23 protein-coding genes and 1 tRNA gene are annotated in these 22,631 nt (G+C 53.6%); 8 read left to right on the top strand and 16 right to left on the bottom strand.

Annotation, left to right across the window (positions count from 1 at the left end; genetic code table 11):
• Positions 1-5 precede the first annotated feature (5 nt).
• The 6 genes from QLG21_RS17315 to yjdI all read right to left on the bottom strand — a co-directional run bounded on the left by QLG21_RS17315 (position 6) and on the right by yjdI (position 6,691).
• Positions 6-2,222, bottom strand: a complete 2,217-nt coding sequence (locus tag QLG21_RS17315; RefSeq protein ID WP_282484871.1) for a TonB-dependent receptor — start codon at positions 2,220-2,222, stop codon at positions 6-8.
• A gap of 10 nt (positions 2,223-2,232) precedes the next feature.
• Entirely contained in the window at positions 2,233-4,332 is a 2,100-nt protein-coding gene (locus tag QLG21_RS17310; RefSeq protein ID WP_282484870.1) for a S9 family peptidase, read from the bottom strand.
• A 17-nt stretch (positions 4,333-4,349) separates the two neighbouring features.
• On the bottom strand, positions 4,350-5,126 hold the full coding sequence (locus tag QLG21_RS17305; RefSeq protein ID WP_282484869.1) for an energy transducer TonB: 777 nt from the start codon (positions 5,124-5,126) through the stop codon (positions 4,350-4,352).
• On the bottom strand, positions 5,123-5,983 hold the full coding sequence (locus QLG21_RS17300) for a ChaN family lipoprotein (protein ID WP_282484868.1): 861 nt from the start codon (positions 5,981-5,983) through the stop codon (positions 5,123-5,125). The genes QLG21_RS17305 and QLG21_RS17300 overlap by 4 nt, the downstream gene beginning before the upstream one ends.
• Before the next feature lie 194 nt (positions 5,984-6,177).
• On the bottom strand, positions 6,178-6,450 hold the full coding sequence (locus QLG21_RS17295; protein ID WP_088208591.1) for a GNAT family N-acetyltransferase: 273 nt from the start codon (positions 6,448-6,450) through the stop codon (positions 6,178-6,180).
• 10 nt (positions 6,451-6,460) lie between these two features.
• Complete coding sequence (gene yjdI, locus QLG21_RS17290; RefSeq protein ID WP_006178359.1) at positions 6,461-6,691, bottom strand: 4Fe-4S mono-cluster protein YjdI; 231 nt, start codon at positions 6,689-6,691, stop codon at positions 6,461-6,463.
• Between the two features lie 771 nt (positions 6,692-7,462).
• On the opposite strand from yjdI, the gene QLG21_RS17285 reads away from it, so the two are divergent.
• Complete coding sequence (locus QLG21_RS17285; RefSeq protein ID WP_102890252.1) at positions 7,463-8,269, top strand: DUF4225 domain-containing protein; 807 nt, start codon at positions 7,463-7,465, stop codon at positions 8,267-8,269.
• On the opposite strand, the gene QLG21_RS22150 is transcribed toward QLG21_RS17285, so the two are convergent.
• Positions 8,266-8,751 carry a hypothetical protein gene (locus tag QLG21_RS22150; protein ID WP_348994646.1) on the bottom strand — a complete coding sequence of 162 codons (486 nt, stop codon included), beginning with the start codon at positions 8,749-8,751 and terminating at the stop codon, positions 8,266-8,268. The two genes, QLG21_RS17285 and QLG21_RS22150, sit on opposite strands and share 4 nt — an antisense overlap.
• Positions 8,752-9,120: 369 nt before the next feature.
• Between QLG21_RS22150 and QLG21_RS22145 the strand changes: the two genes are divergently transcribed.
• The 4 genes from QLG21_RS22145 to QLG21_RS22140 all read left to right on the top strand — a co-directional run bounded on the left by QLG21_RS22145 (position 9,121) and on the right by QLG21_RS22140 (position 11,831).
• Positions 9,121-9,573 carry a DUF6538 domain-containing protein gene (locus QLG21_RS22145; protein ID WP_348994647.1) on the top strand — a complete coding sequence of 151 codons (453 nt, stop codon included), beginning with the start codon at positions 9,121-9,123 and terminating at the stop codon, positions 9,571-9,573.
• 78 nt (positions 9,574-9,651) lie between these two features.
• Entirely contained in the window at positions 9,652-10,137 is a 486-nt protein-coding gene (locus QLG21_RS17275) for a PAAR domain-containing protein (RefSeq protein WP_102890251.1), read from the top strand.
• A gap of 17 nt (positions 10,138-10,154) precedes the next feature.
• Positions 10,155-11,312, top strand: a complete 1,158-nt coding sequence (locus QLG21_RS17270; RefSeq protein WP_282484867.1) for a PAAR domain-containing protein — start codon at positions 10,155-10,157, stop codon at positions 11,310-11,312.
• Positions 11,313-11,567: 255 nt separating this feature from the next.
• Positions 11,568-11,831: a hypothetical protein gene (locus QLG21_RS22140; RefSeq protein ID WP_337249755.1), complete on the top strand. Its 264-nt coding sequence runs from the start codon at positions 11,568-11,570 to the stop codon at positions 11,829-11,831.
• 470 nt (positions 11,832-12,301) lie between these two features.
• Here the strand turns inward: QLG21_RS22140 and QLG21_RS17265 are convergent.
• Together QLG21_RS17265 and actS are read right to left on the bottom strand one after the other, a co-directional pair.
• A tRNA-Gly gene (locus tag QLG21_RS17265) sits at positions 12,302-12,375 on the bottom strand.
• An 80-nt stretch (positions 12,376-12,455) separates the two neighbouring features.
• Positions 12,456-13,199, bottom strand: coding sequence for an amidase activator ActS (actS, locus tag QLG21_RS17260; RefSeq protein ID WP_042321883.1), 744 nt, complete (start codon positions 13,197-13,199; stop codon positions 12,456-12,458).
• A 151-nt stretch (positions 13,200-13,350) separates the two neighbouring features.
• Here actS and idi point away from each other — a divergent pair, with 151 nt between their 5' ends.
• Entirely contained in the window at positions 13,351-13,893 is a 543-nt protein-coding gene (gene idi / locus QLG21_RS17255) for an isopentenyl-diphosphate Delta-isomerase (protein WP_282484866.1), read from the top strand.
• Positions 13,894-13,940: 47 nt separating this feature from the next.
• Here the strand turns inward: idi and lysS are convergent, their stop codons facing one another.
• The 5 genes from lysS to xerD form a co-directional block, all read right to left on the bottom strand.
• Positions 13,941-15,458 (bottom strand): lysine--tRNA ligase, encoded by a 1,518-nt coding sequence (gene lysS / locus QLG21_RS17250; protein WP_006178365.1) that lies wholly within the window; start codon positions 15,456-15,458, stop codon positions 13,941-13,943.
• 9 nt (positions 15,459-15,467) lie between these two features.
• Positions 15,468-16,566, bottom strand: a protein-coding gene (gene prfB / locus QLG21_RS17245; protein ID WP_282484865.1) for a peptide chain release factor 2 whose coding sequence is annotated in 2 segments (ribosomal slippage) — positions 15,468-16,490 and positions 16,492-16,566 — 1,098 coding nt in all. Because the reading frame shifts where the segments join, the coding sequence is not laid out codon by codon here.
• A gap of 89 nt (positions 16,567-16,655) precedes the next feature.
• The gene (gene recJ / locus QLG21_RS17240; RefSeq protein ID WP_102890247.1) at positions 16,656-18,389 is read right to left on the bottom strand and encodes a single-stranded-DNA-specific exonuclease RecJ; all 1,734 of its coding nucleotides are present in this window, start codon (positions 18,387-18,389) and stop codon (positions 16,656-16,658) included.
• 5 nt (positions 18,390-18,394) lie between these two features.
• A complete protein-coding gene (gene dsbC, locus QLG21_RS17235) occupies positions 18,395-19,108 on the bottom strand; it encodes a bifunctional protein-disulfide isomerase/oxidoreductase DsbC (RefSeq protein ID WP_006178371.1) in 714 nt (237 codons plus the stop codon).
• Between the two features lie 28 nt (positions 19,109-19,136).
• Entirely contained in the window at positions 19,137-20,033 is an 897-nt protein-coding gene (xerD, locus tag QLG21_RS17230) for a site-specific tyrosine recombinase XerD (RefSeq protein WP_282484864.1), read from the bottom strand.
• 101 nt (positions 20,034-20,134) lie between these two features.
• On the opposite strand from xerD, the gene fldB reads away from it, so the two are divergent.
• Positions 20,135-20,656 (top strand): flavodoxin FldB, encoded by a 522-nt coding sequence (fldB, locus tag QLG21_RS17225; protein WP_006178373.1) that lies wholly within the window; start codon positions 20,135-20,137, stop codon positions 20,654-20,656.
• Positions 20,657-20,663: 7 nt separating this feature from the next.
• Here the strand turns inward: fldB and QLG21_RS17220 are convergent, their stop codons facing one another.
• Both QLG21_RS17220 and sdhE read right to left on the bottom strand, forming a co-directional pair.
• On the bottom strand, positions 20,664-21,074 hold the full coding sequence (locus tag QLG21_RS17220; RefSeq protein WP_058608592.1) for a protein YgfX: 411 nt from the start codon (positions 21,072-21,074) through the stop codon (positions 20,664-20,666).
• Positions 21,055-21,321 (bottom strand): FAD assembly factor SdhE, encoded by a 267-nt coding sequence (gene sdhE / locus QLG21_RS17215; protein WP_006178375.1) that lies wholly within the window; start codon positions 21,319-21,321, stop codon positions 21,055-21,057. Before sdhE ends, QLG21_RS17220 begins: the two co-directional genes overlap by 20 nt.
• 294 nt (positions 21,322-21,615) lie before the next feature.
• Between sdhE and ygfZ the strand changes: the two genes are divergently transcribed.
• On the top strand, positions 21,616-22,596 hold the full coding sequence (ygfZ, locus tag QLG21_RS17210; RefSeq protein ID WP_058608593.1) for a tRNA-modifying protein YgfZ: 981 nt from the start codon (positions 21,616-21,618) through the stop codon (positions 22,594-22,596).
• The last annotated feature ends 35 nt before the right edge of the window (positions 22,597-22,631 follow it).

Here is a 22,631-nt window from a genome sequence, read left to right as displayed (position 1 = left end):
TTTTATCAGAAGCGAATTTCCCCGCCCGCAATCCAGGTTCGGCCGCGCGCCGTGGTATTCAGCGACGCCCCTTCAACGGCATTGTCCAGGCTCTGATTCATGCGGTTGAGCGCCTCGGAGTAATCGCGGTTAGTGACATTCTGCACGCCCAGACGCAGCAGGACGTTATCCGTCACCTGATAGCTACTGTAGAGATCGACGATGGTCGGAATATCAGGCATGCTCTCTTTCGGGACCGTATTCGAATCAATACTGATGCCTTCGGTGCTCAGGCGTTTTGATTTCCCGGTGAATTTAAACAGGCTCCCCACCACCAGCTTTTCATCGAAAAAGCGAGCGCCAAGATCCAGCGTGGCGTAATAGTCAGGCAGATCGCTCATGTCGTCGTAGGCAAAGCTGTAGCTTGTGCTGGCGATAGAGGTAGGCTGATCCGTCTGCTGCTTGCTCCAGGTGACGTTGACATAGGCATAGCCGACATCGTATCCGGCTTCGATTTCATATCCCCGGGACGTTACCGGGGACGGCGTATTGATGTAGATATTGGCATTGAAGCCGCTCGACGAGTTATCAATATCCTTGCAGCGCGACCCGTCGTAGCACAGGAAAAAGGATTCGCTGTTGATGTAATCTTTAATGCGCGACTCGTAGGCCAGCGCCTTCATGTGGAACGAATCCCTTTCCGTCAGCAGCCCCTCTTTGACGATATTGACGCCCGCCTGCCAGGTATCCGCCTTCTCCGGTTTCAGGAACGGGTTCATCGACGCGCCGCCCTCGTTCGCGAAAAAGACCTCCTGCACGTTAGGCGCGCGGGAGGAGCGACTCCAGCCGACGAAAGGCTGCAGCCATGGCGTGACCTGGGCAGACAGGGTCGCGGACGGGTTGAGCGCTTTATCGTCCAGGTCGATCGTTGCCTCCCCCTGCGGGAAACATTTTTCGTTGGCGTCACAGGCCGGTTTTATGCCTGACACCTTGCTGCGGGTGTAGTTGAGGTTGAGATCGAGCTGGTAGATGCTTTTATTCAGGGTTAAGCCGGTATAAAGCGACGAAATCTTCTGCTTACCGGACGGCACAAAGGCGTTCCTGTCGGTATCATTGTCCTGCTCAAAACGGCGGGTGTATTCGGTGTCCATCAGCTTACCGCCGAACAGAAACGCGACGTCAATATCGGCGTAGCGGAACCGACTGGTGTTACTCATATCCAGCGCGTTCGATTTATTCTCCGTCGAGGCGTTATTAAAGTTGTACAGCGATTCCGGCTTGTAATCCTGCTCGGCACGGCTCGTGCTGGCCAGCAGGTTAAAATCGATCAGCTCGGTGAGCGGCGCAAAGTTGTAGCGCAGGTAGTAATCGTCGCTGGTGATATCGCGTCGGGTAAAGACGTTTTGATAGTTACGCCCGGCAAACTCGATGTGATGGTACGGATTAGGATCAAAGTTGAGCTTATACAGCTGGGAGCGTGGCTCCTGGCGCATATACTTCACGTCCTCGCCGATAAACTCACTGCTGCTGCGCCCACCGCCGTTATCGAAGGTGGCGTAGGTCCGGCTGCCGCTGATCCCCACCAGCGCGCCAACCAGCCCGCCGTTATCAAAGGGATCGGCCTTACCGGCCACCGTCACCATCCCGGTCCGCCCCAGGCCGTTATCGCCAACCGAAAAGCGCGAGAGGACGCCGGTTTGCCTTCCCGCTTTGATCACATCGTCAATGCCCAGCGTGCGCATGTTGGCGCTGCCCGCCAGGGCGTTCACGCCCTGCGATCCGGCGCTGCTGCCGCGCGTAACGTCAACCCCGGCAAGAAAGTTAGGATCGATCAGCACGCCTGCGCCGTTATTTTGCCCGAAGTGATAGGTCGTGGGTGCCATACCGTAGTATGTCTGGGTCACGCCATCCACCATGGTATTAACGCGCCCCAGCCCGCTCATCCCACGAATGTTAACGTTCACCGCCCCCTGTAGCGCATCGATTTGCGTGTATGTCCCCGCCATGCTGCGCAACGAGGCGTCCAGGCTTTGCAGATTCTCGTTCAGCGTGCGCGAGCTGTAGGCACCCGGGCGCGTATAGGTTTCTGCCGACGAGCCGGGATGGTTCGTTTCCGCCTGTGCGTTATCCGTAATGGTCAATGTCGAAAATACCGATTCCCCTTCTTTCTCAGCGGAGAAGGTGGTAACGGGAACAATAAGACACCCTGTCAGCATATAGCCAACGACGTGTGTGCTTTTCAAAATACACCCCTTATTTATTTTTCTGGCTATCAACAAAAATGAGGAAACTAAACGCCTCGGCGGAGTCCTCAAGACGGGAATAACGACCGCTGCGGCCGCTATGCCCCGAATTCATATTGACGTTCAGGAGCTGAACGTTATTTTTTTGCGTATTGGTTGCGCGCAGACGCGCGACGTACTTTGCCGCTTCCCAGTAAGGCACGCGGGAGTCATACAGCCCTGTGGTGACAAGCATCGTCGGCCAGGCGTTTGGCGTAATATTGTCGTAGGGGCTCCAGGCTCTGATGGCGTTGTAGTCTGCTACCGTATTAGGATTGCCCCATTCGCCGTACTCCTGCTGAGTGAGCGGCAGGGTTTTATCCAGCATGGTGTTGAGCACATCGACAAACGGCACCTGCAGCACCACGGCCTGGAAAAGATCTGGTGCCTGGTTCACCGCACCCGCAAGCAGCAGGCCGCCCGCGCTGCCGCCCATGCCGTAGACGCGACGGGCGTCGCCATAGCCCTGTTTCACCAGGCCCCGCGTGGCGTCGATAACGTCGTTGAAGCTGTTCTGCTTATTGGCTTTTTTGCCCGCCAGATACCAGCCCATGCCCTTCTCGCCGCCGCCGCGCACGTGCGCCAGCGCGAAGACAAAACCGCGATCCAGCAGGCTCATGCGCGGCACGCTGAACGCCGCGTCCAGGCTCATGCCGTAGGCCCCGTAGCCGTAAACCAGCAGCGGGTTATGTCCCTGCGTAAAGCGATCTTTTCGCCAGACAAGCGACACGGGAATGGACTCGCCGTCGCGCGCGGGAACGAAGATCAGCCTGCTGGTATAGGTGCCTTCCACCAGCCCGGGGACGGCTTTTTGATGGATGCGCGTGACCTTACCGCTCGCCAGATCCCAGGTGTAATACCCAAGCGGGCGGTCGAGCGAGGCGTAGATATAGTGAAAGACGGTGGCGCGGCCATCGCTATTATTGCCGGTCCGCGCCATATAGGTTTGATCCGGAAAATGTAATGACTGCCAGTGGTTGTCCGCAAAATTCAATTTGCGGTAATGGGTTTTCCCGTCGTAGCGCTCTGCGACCACCACCGCACGGTTAAATAAGGTAAACCCTTCCAGCTCATAATCTTTCTCAGGCGTCAGTACCCGCTGCCAGGCCGTTTTTCCGACCCCCTGATACAGGCCAAAGCGTTTATTTTGGTGGTTACTGCGAATATAAAAGCGGCCATTGGCGTGATCGGCGTAATATTCCGTCCCGCTGCTGCGCGGGCGTAGGAGCTGCAAAGGCGCATCGCGATGATCTAAAGCGAGATAGCGCACTTCGGAGGTATCATTGGCGCTAAGGGTAATAAGTAAATACTTATCTGAGGCCGAACGCGCGATGCCGGTATAAAACTGGCCGTCTTTTTCCTGCCAGATGGCGTGCCTGTTTCCGGTGCTTAACTCCACGCGCATTACGTTGTCTGGCGTTAGCGTCTCGGGCTGAAGTGCCACGTAATAGAGCAGTTTGCCGTCATTGCTGAAAACGATATCGTCAGAGGCCTGTTTAATTTGCGTTTTCAGCCATTGCCGATTCTGGCTGTCATAGACCGAGATACGGTACTGCCCGTCGCCGGTATAATCTTCCGCCAGCGCGATATAGCGATTATCTTCACTGACGGTAAAACGCCCCGGCGCATAATAGTCGTGATTTTTGCTGCGCCCGGCGGTATCCAGCACCAGTGCCCATTTCGTCTCGCCCTCTTTCTGGCGCAGGATCCGCGGAAAATTCGCCCCGCGCTGATAGTCGACTTTATAAAGGTAATGTCCCTTACGTACCGGCTGGGTATAATTATCCTCAACCTGTCGCGCCTGCATCTCTTTATATATCTGCGTTTTTAACGGCTGCCACGTGGCGGAAATATGCTGCGTGTAGAGATTCTCCTGACGCAGATAATCCAGCACCGTTTTATTTTGGCGGGTATCGTCGCGCATCCAGGCATAGTCGTCCTGACGTGTGTCGCCAAACATTTCCGTCGCATGGGTCACTTTTTTGGCCACCGGCGGCTGCGGCAGGTTTTGGGCAATAGCCCACTGTGCCGCAAGCAGAATGCCTGCGGCCATTAACCGGAAATAGTGCATTTGTCGTCCTTTCGGTTTTAAATCCTGAGAAGCGTAAACTCCACGGGTAACGTCACGTTATGAATACCGTTGCGCAAAATACTGGCCGGCGGCTGCGGGAGCGGCTGCGCTTTTTGCAGGGCATCCAGCGCGGCGCGGTCAAGCGACAGCGTGCCGGAGGAGTCCACCAGCCGACTGGCCAGCACTTCACCCCGGCCATTCACGCTAAAGGCAATCACCACTGTGCCGGTGCGTTTGCGCCGTCGGGCATCTTCGGGGTAATTGCGCATGCGGTTGATTTTGCCTTTCACCAGCGCCTCCCAGCCGATTGTCTGGCGACTTTGCACGGCGGAGTCCGTATCAAGCGGCGCGGCGTTGCGCGTGCTGACGATGGCCTGCACGGGCGGTGCCGCGCGGCTGGTCAGGGTCGCGTTGCCCTTCTCTTCCCGCTGCTGCTGGTGAGGTGTCTTTTTCACCTCGGTTTTTTTCACCGTTTTTTGCACGGGCTTGCGCGCCACCGTCTGGAATTCCGCCTCGTCGACGACCGGCAGCACCGGCATTTCTTTACGCTGCGGCGCGTCTTCGGCGCTCATCGCCTCAACCTTCCGCTGCTGGCTGATGCCGGGGGGCAGCGTCGGGTGAAGCAGCGAGACTTCAAGCTCGGGTGACCAGGCGACCATGACCGCCGCCGGGGAGGCTACCGGCGGCAGGCTGGCGAAATGCAGGATAAACGGCAGCGCAATGGCGGCGTGCGCAATGACGCTGGTGGCCGCCCCTCTTACCCAGGGCGCGCGAATATCACAGTGCAGGTTCATGGTTTGCTGGCCGGCACAAACCAGACGTAATCCGCCTGCTTCGCCGTTATCGTGGTGCCTTCAGTCGCGAGCATCAGGACGACAGGCGCGGAGCCGTTGAGATCCTGGATGTGCACTGGCACACCGATATCTTTCGCCGCATGGTAGCCACCGGCGAACAGAACAGCAGGCTTAGGCGCGTCGATCAGCGCCTGCGCCATCGCCCGATCGCGGTTTTGCTGGATAGCGACCATCGCCTGTATCTGCGCCGCCTGGATGTCGCCGCCGTGCATCAGGTAGATGATGGACGCCTGAGCGTCGCGGACAGTTTTCTGAGAGGAGTTTTCACCCGCCGGGAAAACGGGATTTTGGTAAATTTCGCCGATCCGTTCGCGCGTAATATTGGCCGCCAGCAAAGGGTAATCGGCCTTAAGCGCGGTCATCACCAGCGCGCCATACAGCGGCCACGGCCACCCCGCGTTCCAGCGCAGCGCCTCCTGGATCCGCGGCTCGCGCATTGCGGCCCCGTCATGCAGCGCCTGTTTAACACGGTCAACCGCAGGCTGTTGGTCTGGGGTTAACATCTCCAGCAACACGCTGCCCTGCGGGCGTTTCTTGACCATGTTTTGCAAAAGCCAAAGCTCAATGGCGTGATGATCGGCGTTGGTGTGCTCTTCACCGACGATCGCCGTCGGCGCACGGCTCAGCACCGCCAGAAGTGCATCGGGCGTAAGCGTCTTGCCCGTTTGCGCATCAATAATGCGAGAGGTGAGAGGAAGTTGCGCAGCAGGCTGCGGTGGAGTATCCATTGACTGGCAGCCAGTCAGGACCAGAGTGCTACAGAAAAGCAGCCATGCCGTAAAACTATTCTTTTTCATAGTGATCAATGTCTTACCTTCTATATTTGAAGGTTTCGCCCGTAAATTGAATAAACAACGAGCAAACATTAATGCCAATGAGAATGAATATCAAGATCATTCTCATTTACAATTAATCACCATGCTAATTAACAGGTCTTTATTTTTCAGGCTGTTACATGCGGATGGGTGTTGATGACGTCCCTGTCGACGGATCAGGCGCGAATATCGTCATACTCGCGGGTGTTATCAAACTCGTGTTTGGCAAACGGGCAGAGCGGGATAATTTTACGCTGCTCACCGCGCATTTTTTCCACCACTTTCGCCACCAGCTGTTTGCCAACGCCCTGCCCTTTCAGGCTTGGGTCAACGTCGGTATGCTCAATAATGCTCAGGTGCTCGCCGGTTGGCACGAAAACAATCTCGGCAACCTTATTCCCGTTCGCATCGTTCACGTAAAACATATTATGGCCTTCCAGAATATCCATGGTTCCTCACTTATTTTTGGCGATACTTCAGCGCACCGCTTGGGCAGGTATCAATGACGCGTACAACCGTTTCAGCGTCCACTTCATCAGGCATAATCCACGGTTTACGTTTCAGGTCGAACAGCGCCGCGCTGCCGCGCACGCAGTTTCCCGAGTGTTTGCAGATGCCGGTGTTGAAATAGACATCAATTTTTTCACCGGTATAGGCCCGGTACCCCGCTTCCAGGAGCTCTTTATCCATGACATTGCCTCTTAATTATTATGATGCAGGATGAAGCATAGCCTCAGGCGATCGTTGTGGCTATAAGGTGGGTAAACGAAAAGACAGTCACAACGCTGCTCACGCCGGATGCTTCATGTTTTTGTGCATGTCATGCTCTGGTTGGTTTCCTGCCTGACATTGTCAGACGGAACGAAAGGCAGGCATCATGAAGCGATATTTGACGAAGAAAAGCGCTTTTAAACAAGGCCTGGCGCAGGCGAAGCGGGGCACCCACGGGGCGGGTTGTGAAAATGATTAGTGTACAAGTAGCTAAAGCCCCTTTTCTTATTATCATAAGCGAATTATCAGTATTGCTAATATCCAATTAGAATTAGTTGCTTGTCCTGTCAGCCGCTACCTTACAAAATACCCCTTCAAATCATTACCACATTAGTAATCAAATCTATAAAAACAACCATGAAAATATACTTTGAGATTGCGGCACTCTTAGTGCTGTGGCTTGTCGTCGGCTGGATTTTTTGCCGGGCATGGATGCGAGGCTGCACTGGAGAATATAGGGGATACGAAAACAGCATTTACTTGGTCACGTTGGTGACTCGCTCGCAGTCCTGCCCATACTTCAATACGTTTGGAACGTCGGACAATGAAAAATAAAGAATTGTGGCGTGGAGTTTCAAGGTTTGAACATGTGTTCTTTCCGCTAAAATCAGATATTGGGAAATGTATTTCCTGTTGCCTCCGACTTTATTGCACGTAAAATGACCAGATACATTTGGGAAAGGAGGCTTTATGGATATCGCGCTGCTTAATAGGGGATGGAACAGAACATGGTCAGATACCATGGTGAATCTGGAAGCCCGGAAACTCGTCGAAACAGCAAACCGGCTGTCAGCATTCTATTTGCAGGATGGTCTTACACGAATCAAGTTTGTTGAAGAGATAAAACAGGTTGTAGATAAAGAATTTGAAACTGCACGACGAGCTAAAACCGATGAAGAATGCATTGCATGCATCAAAAATCTGCGTGCCGAAACGGATAATCTGCACGAACAAGAACGCCTGTTAAGAACCAGAGCCGCACAGCTTTACGCGAAGGTCGAATTTGTTAAGGAAAATAATAAAATCGTCGGATATATGATTTCGGCTGTGAATATTATTATATCAGGGATGGTTTTCTACGGCGGAATGATCATGATCTCGACGATGACCCCTATTGGAGTCCTCGCTGGTGCAATCTTAGTTGCTGATGGCACTAACGGTATAACTAAAGAAGTGAATAAATTTTTATCTGAGGGGAAATCCAACTCTGAAGGTGTGGTCGCTGACAAAGTAATTAATATTGCTCAGTTTATGGGGTTTAAGGCTAAATCTGGTCTGGCTTTTTATAACACACTAACACTAAGCGCAAACATCTACAGCATTGTTGGATTAGCGCGAAAAGCAGGAGCCTGGCGATTGTTCCGTTGGCTTCCCCACGATTACTACCGCAAAGTCAACACAATGAGCCGCCCCAAATTAACTATGAAAATAGTAGGATACGGTATCAAAGCCAAAGTTATTTTTGATCTGCTTTCCACCGAAGCACCAAATCATTAACCCCTGTATTTTCTCCAGAACCGCCAGGATTTGTAAGAAAGGACTGGCGGTTGAACAAAAACAGCAATCAACATTGCTATAGATAAACTGATCCCAGTTGATATGATGTATTCTATTTCATTTGAAATAATCACCCAGAGAAATATTGCTATGAAAGCGTAAAAGATCCATAGAACAATCCTGAATCGATTAGCCAGATCCTGAATCGCTTCCCCCAAGGTTCCGCCGTAGCTTTCAACGTTGTTTTTTATTTTCTGCAAATCCGATGGTGTAAATCCTGAACGTAACAAAGCCTCATCAGTCACTTTCATATTGTCCCGTCCCTTATCTTCCAAAAGTGTATCCATTCGCTGATTGTGCAAGCAATCATACTGATGAACTTTACAGCAATCCATATGATGTTTATGCAATGTATGAGATTTCAGACAATAGCAGCCATAAAGCCCCGTTAGTGGTACAAGCAACAAGCGTAGCGACTTCATCAGGCCAACCTGGTTGGTTTCGTTTTGCGAAAGTCACCAGTAACCAAATCGGATTGTCAGAGGGATCACACCTTATCAGGGTGCTCGTGTACCGTTAGGAGTGTGAGCGAAGCGCTGGCAGAGGCGGGCTTGTAACTACCGGATTACCACTATTCACCTGTTTACGTGGTTCATAGGGCCGCACATCGGGCTTGAAATGCATTGGATGAATCTGTCCAAAAGTAACTAACTGAGGGATAGTAAATTATTGATTTTCAGAAGACTGGAGCGGGCGAAGGGAATCGAACAAAAATCCATTCCACTTCTGTAACCTACTGACAGATAACGAGTTGTAATCAGAATAGGTAACTGATTACGTGATAATAGAGGATCATTATCGTTTCAATCAAGGGCCAGGCTTACTTATTTCAGAGAAAGGATGGGATCTGGATGTTCCAGATTTTCGTTCCGAAGTATCTACGATTTTTATATCCGTGCCGGATGTGGCGTAAAACCACCTCAACCCGCAATCTCAATGAGGCTCGACGGTTCAGAAATCACCTGCTGTTAGAGTGGGAAGAGCTAAAGCGTAAGTACAATCCGAGTAACCCGGATCAGTGGTTGCAGCAGTCAATAGGGGCGATCAGCGCCCCATTTCCACCAGCCCACGGATATTTGGGCGGGGTGGCTGTCAGAATGGGGTACGTCATTTTTTGCCCCGTTCAGCACCTCACGCAATCGCGCAGCGACAAGCCACCAGCCCCTATCCTTTATCACCACTTAACTAAAATTTCAGCCTCACTAACCATCTCTCACTTTGTTACGAAACGCAGTTTCACTTAGGTCTAGTACTTGTTGCTCATGTAGCCATTGCTTGTAAAATGACCGCTGTGATTATTTCCATAACAAGTAGAGGGACTTATGAAACAGTACACCAACGAACTTACCCCGCCTGTGCTCGCATCATTTAAGAATCCATTCAGTGCAGAGCAACTGGCAAACGCAGACGACGAACAACGCCAGATTTTCAAATCTCATGTTGAAGAAATGAAAGACCGTTCTTTACTGGCGATTTGGCGTTTTGCCACTACTGGAGCACTCACCCAGAACGGCGGGAAGATTGAGAAAGCCAGCGCTAACGACTCTTTTACCCTTGAGGACGGGAGTGAAGTTAATCGGGCAATGGTTGGTGATTACGTTGTTTACCCTGACGGAACACGCGCGAAAATCATCAACGGATCGGGATCAGTCAATACTAACGGGAGTGGCGTTTCTTATGCACTCGTAGGAAGTCAGCTTGATAACGGTGATGTGATTATCAGTACCCCACAAGACTATGCTCTTCTGTGCCAGTTAGATAATAGCCCCGCAATGCCAGCCGATTTTCTCGCTTCAGTCGCACTCTAAAATAAGGAGTTCAGAAAATGGCTATAGGCTTTTGGGTTGTGAAAGGCGATAAAACAACATGCGGGGGATCTGTACTGACCGGACATCCGAAAGGGAAGCAGATTGGCCCGAATCTAAACAGACAAGCAACAGTAGGCTGCCAGGTATCCTGCGGTAAACACCCAGGCATTTTCAGCGTGGTTGGTGGATACCCTGGAGAATATATTCATGGGCAGTTAGCCGCCAGTACGATTTACAGCCGTTCGACCTGCCCGTGCAAGGCTTTTTTCATTGCCACCCATACTTTTATGAAACACGGCCCTTACCAGGAACCCGTGAGAGCTACCTCTGCACCAGTGGAAACAAAAGCCGTATCTGACCCAGTGCAAGAGCCGGAACAACACGCTCAGGTAGCGAAAAAGCCAAACAGCTTTGCTGACACCTGCAAACCAGAAGATAACCCGCTATTGAACGGCGTTTACATCTGGACTGAAACCAAAAACGCAGGTCACGCTTTCGTTTCGGTGCACGAGAATAATAATGTCTATCTCTACACGTATGGTCGCTACGGCAGAACCAATCGTGGAGGCTTTACGGGAGATGGTATTCTTAACTTCCTGCAAGATGAAGACGCAAGGGTTTACTATCGTTCTGAACTCTATGAGATGGGTGCTCGTGTTTTCCGCATAGACGATGCTGATCCGGTGAAGACAAGAGTGTTCTTCGAAGACCTCTGGAACAGCAGTAAGCCAGCCATACAAACATCAAAAATGCCAGAGACAACAAGAAGGAGAGGCCATACCATTGATGAGTATGACGTAACTGGCAGCAACTGCACCACACATTCAGTTGCAGGGATTAAGTTTGCTGGCTCTACGGTATTTGAGCACGATTACACATCTACGACGACCCAACTACCTATTGAAGCCGTGGAAGATTTCACCGTTCCGGTATCGCTGCAAAGATTTCTCATCGCGAAGAGTGGAAATATATCCTCAATGCTTGTCGTTGAGATGACAGGAGTATTCAAAGAGCAATATCCTAATTCAGGTAACTTACAACCATTCCAGGAAACTCCCGGCGGGGTAGTTCAGCATGTTGCTGCGGAAGGTGCAGCCACTGGCGATTCATTGTCTCCGTATTCCGGCGGCACTGGAGGTGGTGTATTAAGGGGATCTTATGGCGATGACGAATAGAACAAAAACCGTTTTCCGATGGGGTGGGATTGTCATTGTATCGCTATGCTACTTTATCGCACTGGTGCTATCTACCTTCTCTTTTTCCGCATTCAGCGAGAGTGAAAGTATGAGGTTTTCTGGCCCAATCCCATTAAAAGAATACCACGCGTCTATAGACTCGATCATGCAAGCCACTGATGGCGTTTTTACTGTCGCCCTTTTTGGCTTTGCGATCTGCGTGCCTCTCATACTACTGATCTTTAAAAAGGTGAGATGATGAATAAGAAGTTCTGGATCAGGTGGGTGAGTATCGCGCTGATCTGTTTAGCGTATTACGTTATCGTGCTGTATTTCGATCTGGTCTTCGCCGTTAACTTCTCAGAGACAATGAGCCAGGGCGGGGAGTTTACACCTTCTCAATGCACTTGGTTTGTTAAGGATCTATCGCAAAATCACTCTGCTTCAGCGTTAGCCTCTATTGTTGGTTTCGCTGTCTGCGTACCTCTGATCCTTCTCATCTTCAAGAAGGTGAGATGACCGCCAAAGGCTGGAACCCACCAGCCTTTTCTCTTCCCCCCGATTTTAGATAATATTAGCCATAAAGCCCCGTTGGTGATACAGCACCAAGGATACCGTTTACCTTTCGGAGCGTGGTTGAAATGCTGATTAAGCTTGCATGTGGTGCGCAAGTACCGTTCACCATAAATCTGTTTACGTGGCTCATAGTGCCGCACATCGGGTTTGAAATACGTATGATCAGTCTGGTGTAAGAGACAATGCCCGGATCCGGCTTTTCCTCCATGTTGGATTATCGCGGTATAAGGCTGGAACTGCCGCCGAAGAAGAGTTTTACTCTCATTTCAGTAGTAAGTATCCGTGACAACTAACAATGTACCTTGTGTTGGTAAATCATCGTTCAATGATAGAACGATTAGAGACAACTTAGCTAAGGTAATTTCTTGATAAAGGAGGAATTATAATGGCGTTTTGCAATAAAGGGAGTCTTTTGGAGCGGGCGAAGGGAATCGAACCCTCGTATAGAGCTTGGGAAGCTCTCGTTCTACCATTGAACTACGCCCGCTTTGAGGTGCGTAAGGCATTATAGACCTTACGCATTTTGAGACAAGCCTTCGCAACGCTAACCGGCGATAAAATAATCACTTAGCACTTCGGTTTACCGCCCGGTGCCGGGAGATAACGCTGCGGATCGATGGCGGTAGCCTTATAGCGGATCTGGAAATGAAGTTTCACCGAGTCCGTTCCGGTGCTGCCCATCGTCGCGATCTTCTGCCCGGCCTTCACGTTTTGCCCGTTATTAACCAGCATTGTGTCGTTGTGCGCATAAGCCGTGATGTAGTCTTCACCGTGCTTAATCATGATGAGATTACCGTATCCGCGCAGCTGGTTGCCGACGTAAACCACCTTCCCGGCGCCGGACGCATAGACCGGGGTTCCGCGCGCCGCCGCGATATCAATGCCTTTATTGCCGCCCTCAGATAAGGAGTACGGCACGACCACTTTGCCGCTGGCTGGCCAAATCCAGCAGCGTTGGCCGACCGGCGGCCAGGAGGATTGCGGCACCGTGTAGGACGGCGTCACTTTGGCGGTTTTGCCTTTTGACGATCCCGATTTCTTTGCAGAAGAGCCGCCGTTAACCTTGAGCTTCTGCCCCACCTCAATGGTGTAAGGCGGCGAGATATTATTCAGACGCGCCAGTTCCTTCACGCTGGTACCCGTCGCACGCGAAATACGGTACAGCGTATCACCGCGCTTTACGGTATAAACCGCGCCGGAATAACTGCCCATATCGGAGGATTTACTGCCGGAACATCCCGCTAACATTAGCGCAAGCGTCAGGCAGAAAACGGCGGTGATGGGCTTTCTGGTCAGGCTTCCTGCAAACAAATCAGATCCTCGTTCAGCGTGAATGGCGCACTATGATAACAGTCGATCCTCGTTTGGGTCATGCCCTTTTCCGCTCTGCGGGTCAAACCGTTCGTATAAGAATGCCGTATAATGATTCAGCCCTTTCCGGCAATTTGGTACTGGAGCAAGAATGAGTATTCAGGAACATGTGATTTTAGTGGACAATCAGGGAAAGACGATTGGCACCCAGGAAAAGTATGCCGCGCATACGTCTAACACGCCGCTACATAAGGCCTTCTCATCCTGGCTGTTCAATAACCAGGGTGAATGTCTCGTCACCCGACGTGCAATGAGTAAAAAAGCCTGGCCGGGCGTCTGGACCAACTCCGTATGTGGTCATCCGCAAACGGGTGAAGAGATTGAACAGGCGATTATCCGCCGCTGCCGCTTCGAAGTGGGCGCAGAGCTCGTCGACATTACCCCGGTGGCAACGGAATTTCGCTACTGCGAAACAGACCCTTCCGGGATCGTCGAGAACGAAATTTGTCCGGTCTATGCCGCGCGCGTTATCAATGACATCGCCCTCAACGAAGACGAAGTGATGGACTGTCAGTGGGTTGAACTTGAGGCGCTGTTCCGCGCACTCGATGCCGCACCGTGGGCCTTTAGCCCGTGGATGAGCATGGAGGTAACGGTCGCGCGCGACGCGCTTCGTGCCTTCGCCGCGCAATAAAAAAGCCCCGGCGAACATCGCACGGGGCTTTTTTTAGTCTTAACGACTTATTTCACCGGACGCATCGCCGGGAACAGGATCACGTCACGGATGGTGTGGCTGTTGGTGAACAGCATAACCATACGGTCGATACCAATACCCAGGCCCGCAGTAGGCGGCAGGCCGTGTTCCAGCGCGGTCACATAGTCTTCATCGAAGAACATCGCTTCGTCATCACCGGCTGCTTTCGCATTTACCTGGTCCTGGAAGCGCTGCGCCTGATCTTCTGCATCGTTCAGCTCGCTAAAGCCGTTGCCGATTTCACGGCCGCCGATGAAGAACTCAAAGCGATCGGTGATTTCCGGGTTCTCGTCATTACGACGCGCCAGCGGAGAAACTTCAGCCGGATACTCAGTGATGAAGGTTGGCTGAATCAGGTGCGCTTCGGCCACTTCTTCGAAGATCTCGGTCACGATACGGCCCAGACCCCAGCTCTTCTCAACCTTGATACCAATACTTTCGGCGATCGCTTTCGCCGAATCGAAGTTATCCAGATCGGCCATCTCGGTTTCCGGACGGTATTTCTTGATCGCTTCACGCATGGTCAGTTTTTCAAACGGCTTGCCGAAGTCGAAGACCTCTTCACCGTAAGGCACTTCCGTGGTGCCCAGAATATCCTGCGCCAGGGTACGGAACAGGGACTCGGTCAGCTCGATCAGATCTTTGTAATCTGCATACGCCATATAGAGTTCCATCATGGTGAACTCTGGATTATGACGCACGGAGATGCCTTCGTTACGGAAGTTACGGTTGATTTCGAACACGCGATCGAAACCACCCACCACCAGACGCTTCAGGTACAGTTCCGGCGCGATACGCAGGTACATGTCGAGGTCCAGGGCGTTGTGATGAGTGATGAACGGACGCGCAGATGCGCCGCCAGGGATCACCTGCATCATCGGGGTTTCCACTTCCATAAAGTCGCGATTCACCATGAACTGGCGAATACCGGCCATGATCTGAGAGCGAATTTTGAAGGTCTTGCGGGATTCATCGTTAGAGATGAGATCCAGATAACGCTGACGGTAGCGCGCTTCCTGATCCTGCAGGCCGTGGAATTTATCCGGCAGCGGGCGCAGGGCTTTGGTCAGCAGACGCAGCTCGGTGCAGTGGATAGACAGCTCGCCGGTCTTGGTTTTGAACAGCTTGCCTTTCGCGCCGAGGATATCGCCGAGGTCCCACTTCTTGAACTGCTCGTTGTAGATGCCTTCCGGCAGATCGTCACGGGAAACGTACAGCTGAATACGGCCGCCCACGTCCTGCAGCGTCACGAAGGAAGCTTTACCCATAATACGGCGGGTCATCATACGGCCAGCAACGGCCACTTCGACGTTCAGCGCTTCCAGCTCTTCGTTCTCTTTCGCGTCGAAGTCAGCGTGCAGTTGGTCTGAGGTGTGGTCACGACGGAAATCGTTCGGGAACGGCACGCCCTGCTCGCGCAGTGCAGCCAGCTTCTCGCGGCGGGTTTTCAGTTCGTTGTTAAGATCGACTACCGCGTCAGCGCCCTGTGATTGTTGTTCAGACATGTTGGTTCCTCATAACCCTGCTTTCAAACTTGCTTCGATAAATTGGTCCAGGCTGCCGTCCAGCACCGCCTGCGTGTTACGGGTTTCAACCCCGGTACGCAGGTCTTTGATGCGGGAGTCATCAAGGACGTAAGAACGGATCTGGCTGCCCCAGCCGATGTCGGATTTGTTATCTTCCATCGCCTGCTTCTCAGCATTTTTCTTCTGCATTTCCAGTTCATAAAGCTTCGCTTTCATCTGCTTCATGGCCTGGTCTTTGTTCTTATGCTGGGAACGGTCGTTCTGGCACTGCGTCACCAGCCCGGTTGGAATGTGGGTAATACGCACCGCGGATTCCGTACGGTTAACGTGCTGACCACCTGCACCGGATGCGCGGTAAACGTCGATACGCAGATCCGCCGGGTTGATATCAATGTCGATATCATCATTCACTTCCGGGTAGACGAATGCGGAGCTGAAGGAGGTATGGCGACGACCGCCGGAGTCAAACGGACTCTTACGCACCAGGCGGTGTACGCCAGTTTCGGTACGCAGCCAGCCGTAAGCGTAATCGCCGATGATTTTGATGGTCACGGATTTCAGACCCGCAACTTCACCTTCGGACTCTTCGATAATTTCGGTTTTGAAGCCACGCGCTTCCGCCCAACGCAGGTACATACGCGTCAGCATGCTGGCCCAGTCCTGTGCTTCGGTACCGCCGGAACCTGCCTGAATATCGAGATAGCAGTCTGCGCTATCGTACTCGCCGGAGAACATGCGGCGGAATTCAAGCTGTGCCAGCTTCTCTTCCAGAACGTCGAGTTCTGCTACGGCTTCGTTAAAGGTCTCTTCGTCGTCGGCTTCGACGGCCAGCTCCAGCAGACCGGAAACATCTTCCAGACCCTGTGCCATTTGATCCAGCGTGTCTACGATGGCTTCGAGGGAGGAACGTTCTTTACCCAGCGCCTGCGCGCGTTCAGGTTCGTTCCAGACGTCCGGCTGTTCCAGCTCGGCGTTTACTTCTTCGAGACGCTCTTTCTTGGCATCGTAGTCAAAGATACCCCCTAAGAACGTCGGAGCGCTCCGTGAGGTCCTGAATGCGGTTTTTTACCGGATTAATTTCAAACATGGTCTGTTTTCTTTTATGAGCTTGTCAGAATGCGGTGATAAGAGCGGGATTGTACCGAATCCACGCCCTTTTTTGTAGCTTTACTGACGCTAAATTGGCCAGATATTGTCGATGATGATTTGCAGGGAGCGATTACCGCGAAACTCGTTAATATCGAGCTTATAGGCCAGTTCTACCTCACGCACGCCGTTGTCCGGCCAGACGGAGGTGTCCACGTTAAACGCAATCCCGTCCAGAAGCGGGCCGCCGCCCACAGGCTCAACCATCACCTTGAGGTGACGTTCGCCGACAATGCGCTGTTGTAGCAGACGGAAGCGGCCATCGAACAGCGGTTCAGGGAACATCTGCCCCCATGGACCGGCATCGCGCAGCATCTGCGCCGTTTCCATGGTCATTTCGGCTGCCGGGAGTTCACCGTCAGAGACCACTTCACCGTGCAGCAGCGCCGGATCGATCCACGCGGTCACCAGTTCGCCAAACAGCCGCTGAAACTCGTCAAACTTCGCCTCTTCCAGCGACAGGCCCGCCGCCATTGCGTGGCCGCCGAACTTAATCATCAGATTCGGATGAAGCGTGTGAAGACGCTCCAGCGCATCGCGCATGTGCAGCCCCTGAATCGAGCGGCCCGAGCCTTTCAGCGTGCCGTCTCCCGCAGGCGCAAAGGCGATCACCGGGCGGTGGAAGCGCTCTTTAATGCGCGACGCCAGAATGCCGACAACGCCCTGGTGCCACTCGGGATGATACATCGCCAGCCCGCCCGGCAACGTATCGCCGCTGCGCTCCAGCTTTTCGCACAGGGTCAACGCTTCGGCCTGCATCCCCTGCTCAATCTCTTTGCGGGTCTGGTTCAGGGCATCCAGCTCGTTCGCCAGTACGCGCGCTTCGCCGATGTTGTCGCACAGCAGCAGCGCCACGCCGACGGACATATCGTCCAGCCGCCCCGCCGCGTTGAGACGAGGCCCAAGAGCAAAGCCGAGATCGCTGGCCGCCAGCTTGAGCGGATCGCGGTTAGAAATTTCCAGCAGCGCTTTGATCCCAGGACGGCACTTGCCCGCCCGGATGCGGCTTAAGCCCTGCCAGGTCAAAATGCGATTATTGGTGTCGAGCGGCACCACGTCCGCCACGGTACCCAGCGCCACCAGATCGAGATATTCCGCCAGGTTCGGCACGGCAATACCGCGCGATTCAAACCAGCCTTTATCGCGCAGCAGCGTGCGCAGCGCCAGCATCAGATAAAACGCCACGCCGACGCCCGCCAGAGATTTCGACGGGAAATCACAGTCGCGCAGGTTGGGGTTAATGATGGCTTCGGCATCCGGCAGGGTATCCCCCGGCAGGTGATGATCGGTGACCAGCACCGGGATCCCCAGCGCATGGGCACGATCGACGCCCGCATGGGAGGAGATCCCGTTATCCACGGTCATGATCATCTGCGCGCCGCGCGCGTGAGCCTGATCGACCACTTCCGGGCTGAGGCCGTAACCGTCTTCAAAACGATTCGGCACCAGATACGCAACGTTATCGCAGCCCAGCGCGCGCAGGCTGAGAACGCTCAGCGCGGTGCTGGTTGCGCCATCGGCGTCAAAGTCCCCTACCACCACAATCCGCGTCCCTTCACGGAACGCGTTGTAGAGCATCTCAGTCGCTTTTTCGACACCGCTGAGCTGCTGCCAGGGCAACATGCCCTTGACGCTGCGCTCAAGATCTTCTGCCGTCTTGACACCACGGCTGGCATACAGCCGCTTTAACAGCGGCGGAAGATCGGCGGGTAAACCTGTCGTGTCAGCCGCGTCGCGGCGGCGCAATGTTATCGGGGCTTTCACGCGGATTATTTACCACCAGTCTGTTTCTGGTGCGCGTCGAGGAATGCTTTCATCTCTTTTGGCCCCTGATAGCCCGGCACAACGTAGCCGTTGCTCAGCACGATCGCCGGCGTACCGCTAACGCCAAACTGCACGCCAAGCGCGTAGTGATTAGCGATGTCGATATCACAGGTGGCAGGCTTAACGCCTTTACCGTTCATGGCATCATCAAACGCTTTGTTGCGGTCTTTCGCACACCAGATGGCCTTCATATCCTGCTCCGGCTGGCTCTGTACGCCAGCGCGCGGGAAGGCCAGATAGCGCACGGTGATCCCCAGGGCGTTGTAGTCTTTCATCTCTTCATGCAGCTTGTGGCAATAGCCACAGGTGATGTCGGTGAAGACGGTAATGACATGTTTTTCCTGCGCGGCTTTATAGACAATCATCTCTTTTTCAAGCGCGTTCAGGTTTTTCATCAGCAACTGGTTGGTCACGTTGATCGGCTGCGCGCCGCTCACGTCGTACATTGGGCCCTGGATGATGTGTTTACCGTCTTCGGTCACGTACAGCACGCCGCTGTTGGTCAATACCGTTTTCATCCCTGCAACCGGTGCAGGCTGAATGTCGCTGCTGGTCACGCCCAGCTTGGTCAGCGACTGTTTAATGGCGGCATCGTCAGCGTGGGCAAAACCGGTAAAAGAAGCTGCCAGCAAAGTGAACAGCGCGAAAGACTTTTTCATAGTTGATCCTGTTACAATTCGTCTGCACTCACGCACGAGGGTGGTGCTGTTGGTGTAGCTGCCGCAGGCGTTCCGTCGCGACATGGGTGTAAATTTGCGTCGTTGAAAGATCGCTGTGTCCTAACAGCATCTGCACCACGCGTAAATCCGCGCCGTGGTTTAACAGATGCGTCGCGAAGGCATGACGCAAAACGTGCGGCGACAGCTTTTCACTGTCTATACCTGCCAGTGTGGCGTAATGCTTGATGCGATGCCAGAACGTTTGTCGCGTCATCTGCTGCGCGCGCTGGCTCGGGAAGAGAACATCGATAGACACGCCGTTCAGAAGCCATGGCCGACCGTGTTCCAGATAGGTCTCCAGCCAGTACACCGCCTCTTCGCCCAGCGGCACCAGACGCTCTTTGTTACCTTTACCGATGACGCGCACCACGCCCTGACGCAGGCTGATATCGCTCATCGTTAGCCCAACAAGCTCAGAGACGCGCAGGCCGGTTGCATACAATAACTCAAGCATGGCTTTATCGCGTAACTCCAGCGGCAGGTCAACCGCGGGCGACTTTAATAATCTCTCAACTTGTGCTTCGCTGAGATCTTTAGGCAGCCGCTGCGGAAGCTTGGGCGATGCCAGCAGCGCGCAGGGATCGTCCGCGCGGATCTTCTCGCGGAAAAGATGCTGGAACAGGCGACGCATGGCGCTTAACAGACGCGCGGAGCTGGTGGCTTTGTAGCCGCCGTCCACGCGCTCGCCCAGCAGCGCCTGAAGGTCGTCGTGCTGCACGGTCTCAAGTGAGAGTTTTCTGCGCGACAGCCATTCCACCAGCATGGTGAGGTCCCGTCGGTAGGCGCTGAGCGTATTTTCGGCCAGATTCTTCTCCAGCCACAGCGCATCAAGAAACTGTTCGACAAGTGCGAGATCCTTTTCCACATCGGCCCCTTTGATTCTGCAATCTTCCCATTATGCCTGATTGTCATCGGTTTCTGGTACACTACGCGCAATGTCATAGCAAGAATTGAGATTGTTACGCGATGAATATTGGTCTGTTTTACGGCTCCAGCACCTGCTACACCGAAATGGCGGCGGAAAAAATCCGCGACATCATTGGCCCGGAACTGGTGACGCTGCATAACCTGAAAGATGATGCCCCCGCGCTGATGGAGCAGTACGACGTGCTGATCCTCGGTATCCCGACCTGGGATTTCGGTGAGATCCAGGAAGACTGGGAAGCCATCTGGGACCAACTCGATACGCTCAATCTTGACGGCAAAATCATTGCGATGTACGGCATGGGCGACCAGCTGGGCTACGGCGAGTGGTTCCTGGACGCGCTCGGAATGCTGCACGACAAGCTGGCACCAAAAGGGGCGAAATTTATCGGCTACTGGCCCACTGAAGGCTACGAGTTCACCAGTAAAAAGCCGATCGTCGCCGACGGTCAGCTCTTTGTTGGGCTCGCGCTGGATGAAACCAATCAGTACGATCTCAGCGACGAGCGCCTGCAAAACTGGTGCGAACAAATTTTGGGTGAAATGGCCGAGCAGTTCAGCTAGCGCGCCGTTAATCCTGCGTCGGCTGTTGCAACATCGTCCGGCGCAGATCCCGCCACTCGGCAGCGTCCATACTGTCAGCCGCCAGCCACAGGTGCTGCCGACGCTCTCCATCCACGCTTCGCAAGCGCAGCATCATGCCGGAATTGAGCATCCACGGCGTACCGATGATGTCCCACTCTTTTCCCTGCCAGCGCAGGCGGGAATCCATCAGCAGTTTGATCTCACCCTGACGGGCATTAATCCGGCGCTGGCTGCGCACGCTGTCAAACACCACAAATGACAGCAGCAGCAACCACAGAGGCGTGTAGCTGAGGGGCCACGGCATCAGTAATACAAAGGCCGCCACCAGGCCGTGGAGCAATAAAGACATCCACTGCGAGCGCCATGAGACGCGAAGTTCAGATTGCCACAGGACCACGTTCCCGATTCCGTGTTTGAATTAATTGCACCATCCGTTGCAACTCGGTGTCGGCGGGTTTGCCGTGATTCATCAGCCAGTTGAATAAATCCGGATCGTCTGATTCGAGCAGGCGCACAAAGAGCCGCTTATCGTCATCGCTCAGGGTGTCGTACTCATACTCAAAGAACGGCATGATGGAGATATCAAGTTCACGCATACCGCGACGGCACGCCCAGTGAATACGGGCCTTGTTGTTAATATCCATGTTCTGTTTCCTGCATTACATTTGGCACAGTCGGTATCCCATTACAGGTGCTTTATTTCTTTGTGGGAACACTCGCTAGTGTAACGTGTTTTTGACCGTTTCTTTACTGGAATATTACGACCTGGAAGCGGGCTGCCAGATTATCCCCCACTAAGACAACGGATTACATAATTTTGCGTGGCACTACGCAGAAGTCTTCGATGGCACGAATGGCCTGCTGAAAGCACTTGCAATGCCGACAGTCTCTTTTACCATTAGGCATTATCAAAGCGTTAAGCAATTCAGGACATCCTTATGGCATTTACACCATTTTCTCCTCGCCAGCCTGCCGCCTCCGCGCGTCTGCCGCTGACGCTTATTACTCTTGATGACTGGGCACTGGCGACGCTCACCGGTGCGGACAGCGAAAAATACCTGCAGGGTCAGGTGACGGCTGACGTCGCCCAGTTGACCGAGCATCAGCATTTGCTGGCGGCGCACTGCGATCCTAAAGGCAAGATGTGGAGCAACCTGCGTCTGTTCCGTCGTCAGGACGGTTTTGCCTTTATCGAACGCCGTAGCCTGCGCGATGCCCAACTGGCCGAACTGAAAAAGTACGCGGTCTTTTCCAAAGTCACCATCGCCCCGGATGATGAACATGTTCTGCTGGGCGTGGCGGGTTTCCAGGCGCGCGCCGCGCTGAAAAACCTGTTTGCCGCGCTTCCGGATGCTGACAAACCGCTGGTCAGCGAAGGCGTTACCTCCCTGCTGTGGTTTGAACATCCGGCCGAACGTTTTCTGCTGGTGACCGACGAGGCAACGGCTGAACGCGTTACCGAGGCCCTGCGCGGTGAAGCGCAGTTCAACAATAGCCAGCAGTGGCTGGCGCTGAATATCGAAGCGGGTCTGCCGGTAATCGACGCTGCAAACAGCGCCCAGTTTATTCCGCAGGCGACTAACCTGCAGGCGCTGGGGGGCATCAGCTTTAAGAAAGGTTGTTATACCGGCCAGGAAATGGTGGCTCGCGCTAAATTCCGTGGGGCGAACAAGCGCGCGCTGTGGACCCTGGCGGGACATGCCGGACGCGTTCCACAAGCAGGTGAAGATATCGAGCTGAAGATGGGTGATAACTGGCGCCGTACCGGCACCGTATTAGCCGCCGTACAGCTGGACGACGGCCGCGTGCTGGTTCAGGTGGTCATGAATAACGATATGGAAGCCGACAGCGTATTCCGCGTGCGGGATGATGCCAATACCCTGAGCATCGAGCCGCTGCCGTATTCGCTGGAAGAGTGATGCTGTATCGCCCGGTGGCGCTGTGCTTACCGGGC

The sequence above is a fragment of the Enterobacter sp. V87_3 genome, from assembly GCF_029967835.1.
GTDB classification, from domain to species: Bacteria; Pseudomonadota; Gammaproteobacteria; order Enterobacterales; family Enterobacteriaceae; genus Enterobacter; species Enterobacter cancerogenus.
This window is presented reverse-complemented; position numbering and strand designations above follow the sequence as displayed.

Coding starts and splice junctions, on each gene's coding strand:
- QLG21_RS17310 (WP_282484870.1), bottom strand. CDS start 4,332: ATGCACTATTTCCGGTTAATGGCCGCAGGCATTCTGCTTGCGGCACAG.
- QLG21_RS17305 (WP_282484869.1), bottom strand. CDS start 5,126: ATGAACCTGCACTGTGATATTCGCGCGCCCTGGGTAAGAGGGGCGGCC.
- QLG21_RS17300 (WP_282484868.1), bottom strand. CDS start 5,983: ATGAAAAAGAATAGTTTTACGGCATGGCTGCTTTTCTGTAGCACTCTG.
- QLG21_RS17295 (WP_088208591.1), bottom strand. CDS start 6,450: ATGGATATTCTGGAAGGCCATAATATGTTTTACGTGAACGATGCGAAC.
- yjdI (WP_006178359.1), bottom strand. CDS start 6,691: ATGGATAAAGAGCTCCTGGAAGCGGGGTACCGGGCCTATACCGGTGAA.
- QLG21_RS17285 (WP_102890252.1), top strand. CDS start 7,463: ATGGATATCGCGCTGCTTAATAGGGGATGGAACAGAACATGGTCAGAT.
- QLG21_RS22150 (WP_348994646.1), bottom strand. CDS start 8,751: ATGAAGTCGCTACGCTTGTTGCTTGTACCACTAACGGGGCTTTATGGC.
- QLG21_RS17275 (WP_102890251.1), top strand. CDS start 9,652: ATGAAACAGTACACCAACGAACTTACCCCGCCTGTGCTCGCATCATTT.
- QLG21_RS17270 (WP_282484867.1), top strand. CDS start 10,155: ATGGCTATAGGCTTTTGGGTTGTGAAAGGCGATAAAACAACATGCGGG.
- QLG21_RS22140 (WP_337249755.1), top strand. CDS start 11,568: ATGATGAATAAGAAGTTCTGGATCAGGTGGGTGAGTATCGCGCTGATC.
- idi (WP_282484866.1), top strand. CDS start 13,351: ATGAGTATTCAGGAACATGTGATTTTAGTGGACAATCAGGGAAAGACG.
- lysS (WP_006178365.1), bottom strand. CDS start 15,458: ATGTCTGAACAACAATCACAGGGCGCTGACGCGGTAGTCGATCTTAAC.
- dsbC (WP_006178371.1), bottom strand. CDS start 19,108: ATGAAAAAGTCTTTCGCGCTGTTCACTTTGCTGGCAGCTTCTTTTACC.
- fldB (WP_006178373.1), top strand. CDS start 20,135: ATGAATATTGGTCTGTTTTACGGCTCCAGCACCTGCTACACCGAAATG.
- sdhE (WP_006178375.1), bottom strand. CDS start 21,321: ATGGATATTAACAACAAGGCCCGTATTCACTGGGCGTGCCGTCGCGGT.
- ygfZ (WP_058608593.1), top strand. CDS start 21,616: ATGGCATTTACACCATTTTCTCCTCGCCAGCCTGCCGCCTCCGCGCGT.